The sequence below is a fragment of the Bacillus sp. NMTD17 genome, from assembly GCF_002998735.1.
Taxonomy (GTDB): Bacteria; Bacillota; Bacilli; order Bacillales; family Bacillaceae; genus Bacillus.
Genome location: NZ_PVRH01000003.1, coordinates 93081 through 107584 on the forward strand (window position 1 = coordinate 93081; position 14504 = coordinate 107584).

The window sequence follows — 14504 nt, forward strand, 5'->3', positions numbered from 1 at the left end:
CAAAGACATGAATGATAAAGGATTTACCCTGTTAGAAATGTTAATTGTCATGCTCGTGATTTCGATTCTTTTACTTATTACCATTCCGAATATCACTCGTCACCACCAAACGATTCAAGCAAAGGGCTGTGAAGGGCTTAAATCAATGGTGAGCACACAGGTGATGGCATATGAATTAGAGCATGATGGCAAGACACCATCTTTAGCTGAATTAGAAAAAGAAGGCTATGTCAAAAAGGGATTAACGTGTCCTAATGGAAAAGCGATTGTCATTCAAAACGGCCATGTGAAGCATGAATAAATTGATTTTTCATGAGAAGGGTTTTACCCTCATTGAACAGCTAATGATCTTACTTGTTCTATCGATTCTATTGTCGATCATAGGAGGAAAAATCCCAAATTTAATAGAAGGCGCTGAAGCCAAAAGACAAGTGAACATCATGAAACAAGATTTTCAATTGGCTGCTTATACTGCATTTATCAAAAAAACACGTGTGTATGTTGAATTCCATCCGCCACATGTATCGTATCAGGTAATCGATCAAAAGGATGGCGAAGTCATTACTTCTTTTCAGCAACAAAAGGGAAGCATTAAGGCTTCTACATTTCCACAAGGTATCTATTTTAATGTAAACGGACATCCAAGCAGCGGCGGGTCTCTCATCATTCAATTTGGCAGTCAAACGTATAAACTCACGATCTATTTAGGAAGCGGGCGAATCCATGTTCAAAAACAATAGAGGGTTTAGTACGATTGAGGCGCTGTTTGCTTGTCATATCTTCCTATTTGCAGCCCTTGTGCTCATGCCAGCCTATGAAAAAATCATGATAGGGAAAAATGAAGTAAGAGCCAAACTTGAAGCTTACCAAATCTTGCATGAACAGATGAATGAATCGTTCATAGATGGTACAAAACCTTCTGTCAAAAAGAAACGAGGCGACGTCACATATGTATTCAATTGGAGTAAAGAGAAGGGATGTGTATCATACAAAATACAAAAAAAGCAGACCATATGCTTTCACCATGTTGCTGAACGGTGAACAAGGTTTTACCCTTGTCCAGGCTTTGTGGCAATTACAGCTATTTTTGTTCCTTTCTTTTGGCTGTGTACTAATCTTTTCTACAGCTGAGAAAGCCCGTCCTTTTGAAGAGATTAACCGATTTTCACAAATGGAGTGGAAACAGACTGTCCTGCAATTAGATGAGGAATTAAGCCGTGCAACGGCTGTTAGATCGGTGCAAGGAGGTAAAGCGTTAGAGTATGTATCTGATCAAGGGCGAGTGGTAACGATTGAGCCATATCAAGAGATGCTTCGGAAGCGAATGGATCAAGCAGGCCATCTTCCTTTATTGCAAAAGGTGAAAGAATTTCGTGTCAGAACGAATCAATATAGAGCCATCCTGAAAGTCACAGATGAATCTGGTAAGGTGTATGAAGCCGTTTTTTTCATATATAAAGGGGTGGTTCCTACATCGTGAAAAGAGAAGGAGGATTTATCTATCCGCATGTACTAGCTGCGATTCTATTTTTTCTCTTGATCCTAGGATCAATGACGATAGGGTTTCAAAAAGAGCTGAGAAGTGCAGAGCTGACGATTTCTTTTTATAAAAAACAGCAGCTTTTCAGGGTGGGGGCGAGTGAAGCTGCCCGTACATTACATCGTTTGTGTGAAAAGCAGCATACCCATATTGACACTGAAGAAGGCCGCGTGACATTGAAGCAGATGACATGCGATCAAAAGAAAAAGCGTATCCTCATGTTAGTCAGTGTGAAAACAAAGGATGGTTTATCAGATGAGCGGGAACTGGTGCTGGATTGGAAGACCCGTGAAATCATGAAATGGGCAAACCCTGAATAGCCAGTGTATAAAATGATCCTCTTCTAGGTAACACTTGAAGAAAGAAGAGGTGAATGTGTTGAAAACCAATGACTATGTAAAATATATGACACAGGAAATCATTAAATATATGAATACACCACGTGACGAACGGAAGGAACATAAACAAGAGAAAATGGAAACGAAACCGCCATTTTCACAGCGTTTATTTGGGGTTCTGCCGTTTGGGTTTTCAATGATGTTAAAAAAACGTCAGCGACATCGACGAAAGTAAAAAGCCGCCAGCAGGCGGTTTTTTTATGCCCCTTTAGCTGTATTCTTCCACAACTATCACTTTATTGACCTTGTTTGAGTAAGGGTTATAAGAAATAGTGACAAATACCCCAAATTCTTTGGCGTGGTCTTTTAACGTAATATGATACTGTTTCACAGATTCCTTCTCACGATGACGGTCCCATACTTTTTGTTTGAATAAGACTTGTGCCAGCGGATATCGTTTCTTTGCTTCTTTGACTGCCCGTGTTTCCCATTGATCTGCGGCGGCAGTGAAACCTTTCGCATCAGCAGGATTGGCGTCGTGTATCATAGGGCTCAACAGTAAACTGAGCATGATTATCATCTTTCCATATTTCACTTCACATCACCTCACCTGTTATTATTCTGACCAAATGCTGCACTTTTATGTAAATTTTTAAGAAGTACAAATGTCACACAAAAAATTATTGAATACGGCGAAAGAATGAGAAAATGGAAGAATTTTCTCGTAATAGTTCTTGTTTAAGAACAAAATGGACTAATTTGACGTTTTGGGTTTTATAGGTATTTCCTTATACTGTATGTAATCGTTCTTATTAAAGAACAATCGTTCAAGGAGTTGGAGAATGAATGAAACAGTCGCTCTTTGTACTCTTTTGTACCATTTGTTTGATTTTCACATCTCTTTTGATCTCAACAACGAACGCTTCTTTTAACGATGTTGAGCACTCAAACTTTGTCATGAAAACATGCGAAAATTTTGAACAGACGGATCAGCATTGTCAGCCTACCAAATGGGATAGAAGTCATTTGGAACTCATCGATCAAACGATGAACAAAGGAACAGTCTGCGCGCCTCAAAGCTTGAGCATGACATTAAAAAATAGTGGACAACCTATTGCACACTCTGAATGGAAATGGGAATTACATAAAGTAAAAAGTGAGCAGAAGCCGTTACAAGATGGTCATATTCTTGAAAAAGGCTCTATACAGTCCCTTCTTTCACAAGAAACAACGACTGTCACGACAGATAAAGCAAAAACGAATGGAATCTATGCGTTTAAAATCTATTATCCTAAAGGTTTTGGTGGATCTGAAGAAGCATTCATATGGTCTAAACATATGCAGCTCGCAAAGTGTCAAGAAAAAAAGGCATCCTAAATGGAACTGTCTTCTAAAGGAAACAATGATAGGCGAAGGGGAGAAGAGGTCATGAAAAAATGGATGAAGATGTCTGGAAGTATTCTTTATGTGGTGGTGTTCACGGTGATGATTGCATGTATTATTGTCGTATTGTCTTCAAGAACTACTGGGGGAGATCCTCAGATTTTCGGTTATCAATTCAAGCAAGTATTATCTGGATCAATGGAACCAGAATTTTCGACTGGCTCACTCATTGTCGTAAAAGAAGTGACTTCACCGGAGGCGCTTAAAAAAGGAGATATTATCACGTTTCAAACGAAGCAGGACCAGTCTTATGTGACCCACCGAATTGTTGGGGTGAAAGGAAAGGGAGCAAATAAAGCCTTTGAGACGAAAGGTGACCACAATATGTATCAGGACGGCACGCTAGTAAAAGCGGATCAGGTGGCTGCGCAGTATACGGGTGTGAACATTCCTTATGCAGGAAAGCTTCTATCGTATGCAGGGACTTCGGCTGGAACTGCGTTGCTGCTCATTATACCAGGTGTGATGCTGCTCGTTTATTCCACTCTTCATTTTGTGGGCGCTGCAAAACACCGAAGACACACGGCTGATTTACATATGTCAGAGGAACAAGCTTAAATTTTCGTTTGTAACCTAATTAGGTTTCAATAAAACAATTTATTAGGGGGTTCATTCATGGCAAAGAAAAGATCAATTCGTTTAGGTGTATTATCAGGGGCTTTAGGCCTTGCATTAATCGGCGGGGGGACATGGGCGGCGTTTAACGATGTAGAAACGGCAAACGCGGTCTACTCGACAGGAGAGCTGGATTTATCAGCAAAAGAGAACTCCGGCGCCATCAACCTTGCGAACTTAAAACCTGGTGATCGGATCAAGAAAGAATTTCATTTTGAAAATAAAGGATCGCTTGCGATCAATCAAGTGCTGATGAGTCTTGATTACAGCCAGTTTCAAGACGGAGCTTCCGCGAAGAATGGCGGTAAGAATACAGCTGAAGAATTTCTCAGCCAGTTTCAGGTGAGTGTTCTTACGGTTGGAGCCGAAGGTGGAAATGGTTATCCGAAAAATATTATCTTAGACCATGCAAACCTGCTTGACTTGCATCAACTAACGTCAAAACAGGATCAGACCGCATTTGAAAAGCTTCGTCATGCCGTCGATGAGAAGTTTTTACATGAAAGTGGGAAGATTAATGTAGCAACTGTTGATGGAACAGTGGCTCCAGAGTATGACGGCATTCCAAAGAACCCGTTTGATTACGATAAAATGGAAATGATCATTGAATTTGTCAATGACCAGACGAAGGATAAAGCTGGTCACTATATCCAAAATAAATACCAAGGCGATGCGATTCAAATTGATCTTTCCTTCGAAGCGACTCAGTGGAATGGTTTAACGATCAATCCCAAAAAGCATACGGATGAAAAAGGCTACGTGAAAGAAAACGAAAAAGCACACAGCGAAGATAAAAAATAAAGCCAGTCTTTAGACTGATATCAAGCTCTGCATAGCAATTGGAGGAGTATGCGCTAAAATGTGCGCTTTACTCCTCTTCTTGATTTTTTTTCCAGATTTGATAATCTAAAAATTCACGAAATTGCTTTTTCGAAACCCCTGATGTCATTGCATCTCGAACTAGTTTTTCCCATTCACTATCTAATTGACCATCGTATTCGGTTTCATCTTTTTCGTGTAACAGTGTATGAACCGAGACGTCCAGAACAGCGGAGACTTTTTCAAGAAATTGAATGGAGGGGTTTGTTTGCAAGTTTCTTTCTATTGAGCTTAAATAAGACTTCGCTACCCCAGCCTTTTCGGCCAGTTCTGATAGTGAGTAGCCTTTTTCATTGCGGTATTGTTTAATACGCTGGCCAATCAATGTCATCACCTTCCTTTCGATATTATAGCACATTCAGAAAGGTTTGATAGAATGACTTCTTACCAGAGGGTGAGACTCAGAGGACTTTTCACTTGATTTGAGGAATTGACGGACTTCTTCAACTGTTAGCCCTGCTTTACGAGCTTCAAGTAATAATTCAATCCATTCACTGTCTAATATGTTCGTTTTCTTTTCCATACAAATACCCTCCTAAAATACTGAATCATGTATTTCAGGCACTTAACGCATGAAATGGAAAGACACAGGTGGTAAGACCTCATAGTTTGCTTGCGTCATTTTTCCGCCCAATACAAACAGACAAACGTTGCTTTTGGCTGATCGAAAATTGTATGTCACATGAAAGGGAGGGGACCTATGGGTCAACCTCCTCTTTTTTGCTGTAAGTAAAAAAGTCCGCCATTTTCAATCGTAAGACTGATTTTTGGTTCGTATAAAGTTTTAAGTGCTTGTCTTTCTATTTCATATTCTACAGACGTGTCTGAAGTCCCTTCATAAAATTGGTTTAAAAGTTCAGTGTCTTCTTTCCATTTTTGAACAGCTCTCACCGCCCAATTGTCTGGTTCCTCATGGGCGTAACGCTCCATTAGACTATAGAGCCGTTTGACTCCGCTTTCTGGCTTGATCATTGTACTCATTGTAAAGCAATAATCGGGAATTTGAGATGACAGCTCACGGGTTTCCAGCTTTTCTTGAAATTGTTCAACGACTTCTCCGCGTATTAGATGAAGTCCTAGTGATAAAAGTTTATCCTTCTTTCGATCTGCGAGATAAGAAATTTTCACATTGAGACCAAGCCATGGCTCGAGTGCGATCTGGTTGTTCGTGAGCGGAGTGACTCGTTCATAGAGACGGATAAAACGGCCCTGCTGTTTGACAGCTTCAAATATTTGAAATAAACGAGGGGAGCCAAAGTGGATAAATTCACCCTCAATCGTATCATCCACTTTTTTTTGATCGGTGATGAGGGTCAATTGCCGCGGCTCTGGTACACCACCAGTTTTTTCAAGCCAGTGCCAATAAAAAGGGCGGTTCATAATCAATTTATCCATATCGATGGTTAGTTGTACGGTCATATGTCCTGCACTTTCTTCTAGTATGTCGCATTGATTTGCCTGAAAGAAACGGAGAAGAAAGGTATGTATGTCACGCTGCTCCATTGATCAACTCTCCTTTATGAGCCTTGCTGTCTTTTTTCTAAAAGTGGTGTTTTTGCTTCTGATAAATAGGAAGCAAACTGGGTTAATTTCTTTTTCATGTCTCCGTCTGATTCGTGCTGAAAGAGAATCTGATGTAGTTCTGTTTCGGCATCTTTGATATCTATTCGCGTTAAAATATCATCTAGATCGCCAATGACGTTTTCAAACAGCTGAATTTTTTCATATAAAAGCTTTAAGATATGTTCCTCAACGGTTCCGTTTGTTGCCATATTGTAAATGTGGACATCTCGCTCTTGTCCAAGGCGGTGGATACGTCCAATTCGCTGTTCTAGACGCATCGGGTTCCACGGAAGATCGTAGTTGATGATTTGGTTACAAAACTGAAGGTTGATTCCTTCGCCGCCCGCTTCTGTCGCAATTAACACTTGCGCCCGTTCTCTAAATAAATCTTTCATCCAATCTTTTTTGCCCCGCTTAAAGCCGCCTCGAAAAGGAACGGAGCTGATGCCATTTTGCTGAAGAAACCATTGTAAATATATTTGTGTCGCGCGGTATTCGGTGAAAATAATGACCTTTTCATTTAACTGCTGAATAAGCTTGACGACTTCAAGCGCCTTTGTGTTTTGCTGAACTTGATTGATTTTCTCCATAATTTGCGCTATAGCAGAAGATCCAAGGATATGTTTTTCATCTTCCTGCATTTTTTTAATCGTCATATAGACCGCCTCGCGGCTTGAACAGCATTCACGTTCCAAGGTCATGATGGAAAACATGTGCTTTGTATAAGACGGGTTCTCTTTCAGCTTGCAGATTTCATCATATAAAGCTTGTTCCGTTGGAGAGAAATCAATGGAAATCGTTTTGACATGCCGTTTTGTCCACTCGATGCCCGTGTCTTGCCTTCGGTTACGAATCATCACTTTATTCACAAGCTGTTTTAATCGGTCGTGGTCTTCAAGCTGTAAATCCTTTTTGGCAAAGACATCTTTAAACTGATGTTCATTCCCGAGGTGGCCTGGCTTCAGAAGGGAAACGAGATTAAATATTTCTCCGATACGGTTTTGGATAGGTGTCGCTGTCAGCAGCAGGCAGAATTTTTTATTTAGATTTCTCACAAATTCATAGTTTTTCGTTTTATTGTTTTTCAGTTTGTGTGCTTCATCAATAATGACCATATCGTAGGCAATTGATAAAATGGTGTCTCGATGCGGCTGTCTTTTGGCTGTATCAATGGAGGAAACCACGACGTCACACTGCTCCCACACGTAGCTCTTTTTTTGTTCAACAGCATCAATGTAAAATTTCGTCCGCAGCTCCTGTACCCATTGAGACACAAGGGAGGCGGGGACAAGTATGAGAATTTTTTTTGCAAGTCCACGAATCATGTATTCTTTGATAATGAGTCCTGCTTCTACGGTTTTTCCAAGTCCCACTTCATCTGCTAAAATGGCTTTTCCGTTCATCTCTTCTACGACTCTTCTGGCTACTTCAAGCTGATGTTTTAAAGGCGTGAATGCAGGCAGGTGCGCGGGAGCTTGCAGTCCTTCAAATGAATCAATGGCTGTGACTTTTTGAACCTGCGTCGCTAAACGGTACATTTCCCAGTTCGCCCAGGGGCCGTCTGCTGCAAGCCGCTGCTGAAATTCACTTGCCCATTCCTGATCAAAAATCGTTTGAATATTCAATGTGATCGCCTGCCTTTCTAATAGGTTAATGATAAAATTGTTCTGTATTTAAACGCTTCATTTTTTAAGAGGTCTTTAAAAGACTAGATATATGAATAAAAGCGAACGATAGTGAATGTTTGTTTAAAAAATGTTAATGATTTTTCTGTTGCTCTTCATCCGTTTCTAATGGTAGGATGTTGGTAAGTGATCTAGAAAATAAGTCACCCATTTTGATAGTATGTCCAATAAATGTGAAGAATATGAGCGGATGATGGTATGGGGAGAGACTTGGCGGTTATTTAGCACTGGCAGGCGCCGAAGGAGCAAGCTGAATCGTTTCAGTGAATCTCTCAGGCAAAAGTACTCTTACCGGACGCAACTCTGGAGAGTGTTTGCTCATCGATTTTTAGCAAACCACCAAAGGGGAAAACGCACAATGCTGTTGTGCTGTAAACTTTCAGGTGCAAGGACAGAGACTTCTTTTTGATAAAAGGGAGCGCTCTGTCCTTTTTTGCTGCGATTTTTTTCTGAAAATTCAGCTTGTGATCTGCACTGAAAGAAAAAAGGGGGAAACGATTGATGTTGAAACGAACACCGCTTTTTCATGCGTATGAAACGTTTGGCGCAAAAACCATTGACTTCGGGGGCTGGGAATTACCTGTCCAATTTTCTTCCATTAAAGAAGAACATGAAGCTGTTCGAACAAAAGCAGGGCTTTTTGATGTGTCTCACATGGGTGAGGTGGAAATCAAAGGTCAAGATGCCCTTCCTTTTTTACAAAGGTTATTAACCAATGATGTGTCTAAGCTGACAGACGGTAAGGCACTATATACAGCCATGTGCTATGAAGATGGCGGGACGGTGGATGATCTGCTCGTCTATCAAAAAGAAAAGAACAATTATCTGCTTGTCATTAATGCATCAAATATTGAAAAAGATGTGGATTGGCTGCTTCAGCACCAAGGTGAGAACGACGTATTGATCCAAAATGTCTCTGATCAAATCGCCTTGCTAGCACTTCAAGGACCTCTTGCTGCTGACATTATGAAAGATGTGGCGGATGAAGAGGTGACATCTCTCAAGCCATTTACATTTTTATCAAAAGCTGAGGTCGCTCAAAAAGAAGTGCTTGTTTCGAGAACGGGCTACACAGGGGAGGACGGCTTTGAAATCTACTGCCAGTCAGAAGATGCGGTCCACATCTGGTCGGCTTTATTAGAAGCAGGCGAGCCAAAAGGGTTAATACCGTGCGGGCTCGGTGCACGTGACACCTTAAGATTTGAAGCAAGACTTCCGCTTTATGGCCAGGAGCTGACAAAGGATATCTCTCCATTAGAAGGCGGGATTGGCTTTGCTGTCAAAACGGATAAAGAAGCCAATTTTATTGGCAAAGAAGCGCTCAAACAGCAAAAAGAAGAGGGAGCGAAGCGAAAGCTTGTCGGCATTGAAATGATCGATAAAGGGATTCCGCGCACAGACTATCCGGTCTTTTCAGGAGAAAAGCAGATTGGGGTTGTCACAACCGGCACACAATCCCCAACACTAAAGAAAAATGTCGGGCTTGCTTTGATCGAATCTTCTCAGGCGCAGCTTCAGGCAGAGGTGGAAGTACAAGTTCGCAAAAAACGTCTAAAAGCTAAAATCGTCTCGACACCATTTTATAAAAGAGCCAAATAATGAGGGGGAATAGAGGATGAAGCACAGGTATCTGCCGCAAACAGAGCAAGATCAAAAAGAAATGCTGGATGTCATCGGCGTTCAGTCGATTGATGAGCTTTTTTCAGATATCCCAGAAAAAGTGAGATTTAAAGGAGCATACAACATTAAAGAAGCCGCATCTGAAACAGAGCTTGTAAGGGAATTATCCCGATTAGCTGCAAAGAATAAGGATACGGTTTCCTATGCATCGTTTCTTGGTGCCGGTGTATATGATCATTACCAGCCTGTCATTGTTGATCATGTCATCTCACGTTCCGAATTTTATACAGCCTACACACCTTATCAGCCGGAGATTTCGCAAGGTGAACTACAAGCCATTTTTGAATTTCAAACAATGATTGCTGAGCTGACGGGTATGGATCTTGCTAACTCCTCGATGTATGATGGCGGGACGGCATTAGCTGAAGCGGCGATGCTGGCTGCGGGACATACAAAAAAGAAAAAAGTGGTTGTTTCTGAAACGGTTCACCCTGAATCAAGAGCAGTGCTAAAAACATACGCCAAAGGACAGCACATCGAAGTTGTTGAAGTGCCTGCAAAAAAAGGGCAGACGGATCTAGCAGCATTAGAGAAGGCCGTCTGTGACGATACAGCAGCAGTTCTTGTGCAATATCCAAACTTCTTTGGTGTCGTCGAACCGTTAAAAGACATTGAACCTATTGCGCATAAAGGAAAAAGTCTGTTCATTGTCTCAAGTAATCCGCTTGCACTCGGGTTACTGACGCCGCCAGGTAAACTTGGGGCAGACATTGTCGTTGGTGATGCACAGCCGTTTGGCATTCCAGCAGCGTTTGGCGGGCCGCATTGCGGATATTTTGCTGTGACGAAAAAGTTGATGCGAAAAGTGCCAGGTCGTTTAGTCGGGCAGACAGAAGACGAAAATGGTGTTCGTGGGTTTGTGCTGACCCTTCAAGCGCGTGAGCAGCATATTCGGAGAGATAAAGCGACGTCCAATATTTGTTCGAATCAGGCATTAAATGCATTAGCCGCTTCCGTTGCCATGACAGCACTCGGAAAAACAGGCATCAAAGAAATCGCCTATCAAAACGTGCAAAAAGCGCACTATGCTAAGACGCAGGCTCAAACATATGGACTGCTTGCTGATGTAGAAGGGGCCCATTTTAATGAATTTGTGATCAAATTACAAGAGCCTGTGAAAGAAGCCAATAAACGATTGCTTGAAAAAGGAATCATCGGCGGCTATGACTTAGGGATAGACTACCCAGAGCTTCAACATCACATGCTTGTCGCCGTAACAGAGCTAAGAACGAAAGAAGAAATTGATACGTTCATTAAGGAATTGGGGGATCGCCATGAATAAACAAGATCAGCCGCTTATTTTTGAATTATCCAAAGAAGGAAGAATTGGTTATAGCCTGCCTGATTTAGATGTACCTGAACAGGAGATCCCGTCTTTATTTGATGACACGTATATCCGTCATGAGGATGCTGAGCTTCCTGAAGTATCTGAGCTTGATATCATGCGTCATTATACAGCATTATCAAGACGTAATCATGGGGTCGATTCCGGATTTTATCCTCTTGGCTCTTGTACGATGAAATATAATCCGAAGATTAATGAAAAGGTCGCACGCCTTGCAGGCTTCGCGCAAGTCCATCCACTACAGGAGGCAGACACTGTACAAGGTGCATTAGAGTTACTCTACGACCTGGGTGATCATCTTGAAGAAATTACGGGGATGGACGCTGTGACATTACAGCCTGCGGCAGGAGCACACGGGGAATGGACAGGACTCATGATGATCCGTGCGTACCATGAAGCAAGAGGAGACCATAAGCGAACAAAGGTCATTGTGCCTGATTCTGCCCATGGAACGAACCCGGCATCTGCGACAGTGGCCGGATTTGAAACCATTACCGTCGCATCTGATGCGAATGGGCTTGTTGATTTAGAGGACCTGCGCCGTGTTGTCAATGAAGAAACAGCTGCTTTAATGCTGACGAATCCGAATACACTCGGTCTATTCGAAGAAAATATTTTAGAAATGGCTGAAATCGTTCATGGAGCTGGCGGTAAGCTTTATTATGACGGAGCCAACTTGAATGCCGTTTTAAGCAGAGCAAGACCGGGGGATATGGGGTTTGACGTCGTTCACTTAAATCTCCATAAAACCTTTACAGGTCCACATGGAGGCGGAGGCCCTGGTTCAGGTCCTGTAGGCGTCAAAAAGGATTTGATCCCATACTTGCCAAAGCCGGTGCTTGTGAAGAAGGAAGGCCGCTTTTACTTTGATGATGATCGACCAGAATCAATTGGCCGCGTGAAGCCGTTCTATGGCAACTTTGGCATTAACGTCAGAGCATATGCGTACATTCGCTCTATGGGTCCAGACGGCCTAAAGGCTGTAACGGATAATGCCGTGTTAAATGCGAACTATATGATGCGCCGCTTAAGTGCTCATTTCGATTTGCCATTTGACCGTCACTGTAAGCATGAATTTGTTCTTTCAGGTAAACGTCAGAAAAAATTAGGTGTGCGGACACTCGATATTGCCAAACGATTACTTGATTTTGGCTATCATCCGCCAACGATCTACTTCCCGCTCAATGTAGAGGAATGTATCATGATTGAACCAACTGAAACAGAATCAAAAGAAACTCTTGATGCCTTTATCGAAGCGATGATTCAGATTGCCAAAGAAGCAGAAGAGAATCCAGAAGTGGTACAGGAAGCGCCGCATACGACGGTCGTCAAACGAATGGACGAAACAAAGGCCGCGCGGAATCCAGTCCTCGTTTTTGAAAGATAAAGAAAAAAAGACTCAGGGGGATCACGCTCCCAGAGTCTTTTTTGTTAGTTCTTCGTTTTGATGCGGCCGCCCCATTTTTTAAAGCCGCCTTTTAAATTATAAATCTCACGACAGCCGTTTTTACGTAAAGTTTGAGCTGCTTTTCCGCTTCTTAAATTGTTTTGGCAATAGAGATAAACAGGCTTGTCAGGACGAATTTCATTTTTGCGCTGCTTTAGCTGGGAAAGGGGGATGTTTCTTGCCCCTAAAATATGTCCGCCTTCAAACTCATTTGGCTCTCTCACATCAATGAGTTGAGCTTTGCGGTAACCTTTAATAAATTCTGCTTCCGTCAGCGTTTTCATAATGCGCTGCTGATAAATGTAGCTGCCGATGGAATAAAGAACGAAAAGTCCACAAAGTGAGAGGACGATATAGTTGAATATTGACAATACAACTCGACTCCTTCTTGAGCATCAGCACAGTAGCCTGTCTGATGGTACGTTTTAGACAAATACTATTATAGTAAAGCAAAAGAAACTTGTCATCATAAATGGTAAGAATTATTTTCAATTCGTTCCCTATTTGATAGACTGATGAAGAGAGAAAACCGGTGGCCATCACCATCATCTAACATTGACTACGTAAAAGAGAAGGGATTTTTATATGCAAAAAGAGAAATGGTGTTTCATTGATACAGGAAATCAAGACCCTGCCTTTAACATGGCAATGGATGAAGCCTTGCTTTATTGGCATAGTGAGAAGCTCATCCCGCCTGTCATCCGTTTTTATGGATGGAATCCGGCGACATTGTCTGTTGGGTATTTTCAGCATGTTGAAAAGGAAATCAACATGGAAGCAGTCGAGCGCTATGGTCTTGGGTTTGTCCGCAGACCAACTGGAGGGCGGGGGGTTCTTCATGATCAGGAGCTGACCTACAGCGTGATTGTGTCAGAGGAACATCCAGAAATGCCAGCGACGGTGACAGAGGCATACCGCGTCATTTCAGAAGGCATTTTAGAGGGCTTTAAAGAACTGGGACTCGATGCATATTTTGCCATTCCTCGTACAGATAAAGAAAAAGAAAGCTTAAAAAATCCAAGGTCGTCTGTATGCTTCGATGCTCCTTCCTGGTATGAGCTTGTCGTAGAAGGCAGAAAGGTAGCAGGCAGTGCTCAAACGAGACAAAAAGGAGTGATCCTCCAGCACGGCTCCATCTTAATTGACCTTGATGAGGACAAATTGTTCGATTTATTTCTTTATCCAAACGACCGTGTGAGAGAGCGGATGCAGCGGAGCTTTAAAAACAAAGCGGTCGCCATCAATGAAATCTCAGACCGAACTTGTACAATAGACGATGCGCGTGTTGCGTTTAAACGAGGATTTGAAAAAGGGTTAAATATTGAGCTTGTGCCTTATGAGCTGACAGATGAAGAATTAGCGTTTGTCCATCATCTCGCCAAAACGAAATATGCCTCAGACGAGTGGAATTACAAGCGCTAAGACAGTGGACACTCCTTGTTTTTTAATGGGCGATGGTGTAGAATTGTTATGATTATTAAGTAAAGGTGCATTATGGAGGGGTTTTATGACTACACCTAGTATGGAAGATTACATTGAACAAATATATATGCTGATAGAAGAAAAAGGATATGCCAGAGTCTCTGATATTGCAGAAGCACTTGCTGTCCATCCCTCCTCTGTAACAAAAATGGTTCAGAAGCTAGATAAAGATGAATACCTCATTTATGAGAAGTATCGTGGTCTAATTTTAACCCCGAAAGGCAAAAAAATTGGAAAACGTCTCGTATACAGACATGAACTGCTAGAGCAATTTTTAAGAATCATTGGTGTAGATGAAGAGAAAATTTATGATGATGTAGAAGGCATTGAACATCATCTCAGCTGGAACAGCATTGACCGCATCGGCGATCTCGTTCAATTCTTTGAAGAAAACGACGAGCGATCTGTTCAGCTGAAAGCGATTCAAAAGAAAAACGAACAAACAAATCAAGAATCTTAAGAAAAAGGACACCCTTAGCAAGGGTGT

At 41.9% G+C, this 14504-nt stretch carries 20 protein-coding genes and 2 riboswitches; of the genes, 14 read left to right on the plus strand and 6 right to left on the minus strand.

Annotated elements, in window-relative coordinates:
- The first annotated feature begins 7 nt into the window (after window positions 1–7).
- Genes comGC through C6347_RS10055 form a run of 6 tightly spaced genes read left to right on the plus strand, consistent with a single transcriptional unit; the run spans window position 8 to window position 2113 of the window.
- The gene (gene comGC, locus C6347_RS10030; RefSeq protein ID WP_003217322.1) at window positions 8–301 is read left to right on the plus strand and encodes a competence type IV pilus major pilin ComGC; all 294 of its coding nucleotides are present in this window, start codon (window positions 8–10) and stop codon (window positions 299–301) included.
- Window positions 294–740, plus strand: coding sequence for a competence type IV pilus minor pilin ComGD (gene comGD / locus C6347_RS10035; RefSeq protein ID WP_066030666.1), 447 nt, complete (start codon window positions 294–296; stop codon window positions 738–740). Before comGC ends, comGD begins: the two co-directional genes overlap by 8 nt.
- Entirely contained in the window at window positions 724–1041 is a 318-nt protein-coding gene (gene comGE, locus C6347_RS10040; RefSeq protein WP_034661291.1) for a competence type IV pilus minor pilin ComGE, read from the plus strand. Before comGD ends, comGE begins: the two co-directional genes overlap by 17 nt.
- Window positions 980–1480, plus strand: coding sequence for a competence type IV pilus minor pilin ComGF (comGF, locus tag C6347_RS10045; protein WP_034661289.1), 501 nt, complete (start codon window positions 980–982; stop codon window positions 1478–1480). Before comGE ends, comGF begins: the two co-directional genes overlap by 62 nt.
- Window positions 1477–1860 (plus strand): competence type IV pilus minor pilin ComGG, encoded by a 384-nt coding sequence (locus C6347_RS10050; protein ID WP_034661288.1) that lies wholly within the window; start codon window positions 1477–1479, stop codon window positions 1858–1860. Before comGF ends, C6347_RS10050 begins: the two co-directional genes overlap by 4 nt.
- 58 nt (window positions 1861–1918) lie before the next feature.
- Window positions 1919–2113 (plus strand): YqzE family protein, encoded by a 195-nt coding sequence (locus tag C6347_RS10055; protein ID WP_024718846.1) that lies wholly within the window; start codon window positions 1919–1921, stop codon window positions 2111–2113.
- Between the two features lie 33 nt (window positions 2114–2146).
- Here the strand turns inward: C6347_RS10055 and C6347_RS10060 are convergent, their stop codons facing one another.
- Complete coding sequence (locus tag C6347_RS10060; protein ID WP_223251449.1) at window positions 2147–2425, minus strand: DUF3889 domain-containing protein; 279 nt, start codon at window positions 2423–2425, stop codon at window positions 2147–2149.
- A gap of 299 nt (window positions 2426–2724) precedes the next feature.
- On the opposite strand from C6347_RS10060, the gene tapA reads away from it, so the two are divergent.
- From tapA to tasA, 3 genes are read left to right on the plus strand one after another with little or no spacing between them, the layout of a single operon-like run.
- Entirely contained in the window at window positions 2725–3255 is a 531-nt protein-coding gene (gene tapA / locus C6347_RS10065; RefSeq protein ID WP_106071627.1) for an amyloid fiber anchoring/assembly protein TapA, read from the plus strand.
- Window positions 3256–3306: 51 nt separating this feature from the next.
- Complete coding sequence (gene sipW, locus C6347_RS10070; RefSeq protein ID WP_066031752.1) at window positions 3307–3879, plus strand: signal peptidase I SipW; 573 nt, start codon at window positions 3307–3309, stop codon at window positions 3877–3879.
- A gap of 57 nt (window positions 3880–3936) precedes the next feature.
- On the plus strand, window positions 3937–4737 hold the full coding sequence (tasA, locus tag C6347_RS10075; RefSeq protein ID WP_106071628.1) for a biofilm matrix protein TasA: 801 nt from the start codon (window positions 3937–3939) through the stop codon (window positions 4735–4737).
- 67 nt (window positions 4738–4804) lie between these two features.
- Here the strand turns inward: tasA and sinR are convergent, their stop codons facing one another.
- From sinR to C6347_RS10095, 4 genes are all read right to left on the minus strand, one after another.
- On the minus strand, window positions 4805–5140 hold the full coding sequence (gene sinR, locus C6347_RS10080) for a transcriptional regulator SinR (RefSeq protein WP_095285385.1): 336 nt from the start codon (window positions 5138–5140) through the stop codon (window positions 4805–4807).
- Between the two features lie 33 nt (window positions 5141–5173).
- A complete protein-coding gene (locus C6347_RS10085; protein WP_106031001.1) occupies window positions 5174–5338 on the minus strand; it encodes an anti-repressor SinI family protein in 165 nt (54 codons plus the stop codon).
- Between the two features lie 182 nt (window positions 5339–5520).
- Window positions 5521–6318: a YqhG family protein gene (locus C6347_RS10090; protein WP_034661279.1), complete on the minus strand. Its 798-nt coding sequence runs from the start codon at window positions 6316–6318 to the stop codon at window positions 5521–5523.
- Between the two features lie 14 nt (window positions 6319–6332).
- A complete protein-coding gene (locus tag C6347_RS10095) occupies window positions 6333–8003 on the minus strand; it encodes a DEAD/DEAH box helicase (protein WP_060596833.1) in 1671 nt (556 codons plus the stop codon).
- 250 nt (window positions 8004–8253) lie between these two features.
- Window positions 8254–8361: riboswitch (glycine riboswitch) on the plus strand.
- Window positions 8362–8364: 3 nt separating this feature from the next.
- A riboswitch (glycine riboswitch) is annotated at window positions 8365–8460 on the plus strand.
- Between the two features lie 104 nt (window positions 8461–8564).
- Here C6347_RS10095 and gcvT point away from each other — a divergent pair.
- The 3 genes from gcvT to gcvPB are packed head-to-tail and all read left to right on the plus strand — an operon-like array spanning window position 8565 to window position 12475.
- Window positions 8565–9662: a glycine cleavage system aminomethyltransferase GcvT gene (gcvT, locus tag C6347_RS10100; protein WP_060596832.1), complete on the plus strand. Its 1098-nt coding sequence runs from the start codon at window positions 8565–8567 to the stop codon at window positions 9660–9662.
- Between the two features lie 16 nt (window positions 9663–9678).
- Window positions 9679–11025, plus strand: coding sequence for an aminomethyl-transferring glycine dehydrogenase subunit GcvPA (gene gcvPA, locus C6347_RS10105; protein ID WP_106071629.1), 1347 nt, complete (start codon window positions 9679–9681; stop codon window positions 11023–11025).
- Window positions 11018–12475, plus strand: a complete 1458-nt coding sequence (gene gcvPB, locus C6347_RS10110) for an aminomethyl-transferring glycine dehydrogenase subunit GcvPB (protein WP_060596830.1) — start codon at window positions 11018–11020, stop codon at window positions 12473–12475. Before gcvPA ends, gcvPB begins: the two co-directional genes overlap by 8 nt.
- 44 nt (window positions 12476–12519) lie before the next feature.
- On the opposite strand, the gene C6347_RS10115 is transcribed toward gcvPB, so the two are convergent.
- On the minus strand, window positions 12520–12900 hold the full coding sequence (locus C6347_RS10115) for a rhodanese-like domain-containing protein (protein WP_024718853.1): 381 nt from the start codon (window positions 12898–12900) through the stop codon (window positions 12520–12522).
- Between the two features lie 220 nt (window positions 12901–13120).
- Here C6347_RS10115 and C6347_RS10120 point away from each other — a divergent pair, with 220 nt between their 5' ends.
- Together C6347_RS10120 and mntR are read left to right on the plus strand one after the other, a co-directional pair.
- Entirely contained in the window at window positions 13121–13957 is an 837-nt protein-coding gene (locus C6347_RS10120) for a lipoate--protein ligase family protein (RefSeq protein WP_003216009.1), read from the plus strand.
- An 85-nt stretch (window positions 13958–14042) separates the two neighbouring features.
- Entirely contained in the window at window positions 14043–14477 is a 435-nt protein-coding gene (gene mntR / locus C6347_RS10125) for a transcriptional regulator MntR (RefSeq protein ID WP_003215946.1), read from the plus strand.
- The last annotated feature ends 27 nt before the right edge of the window (window positions 14478–14504 follow it).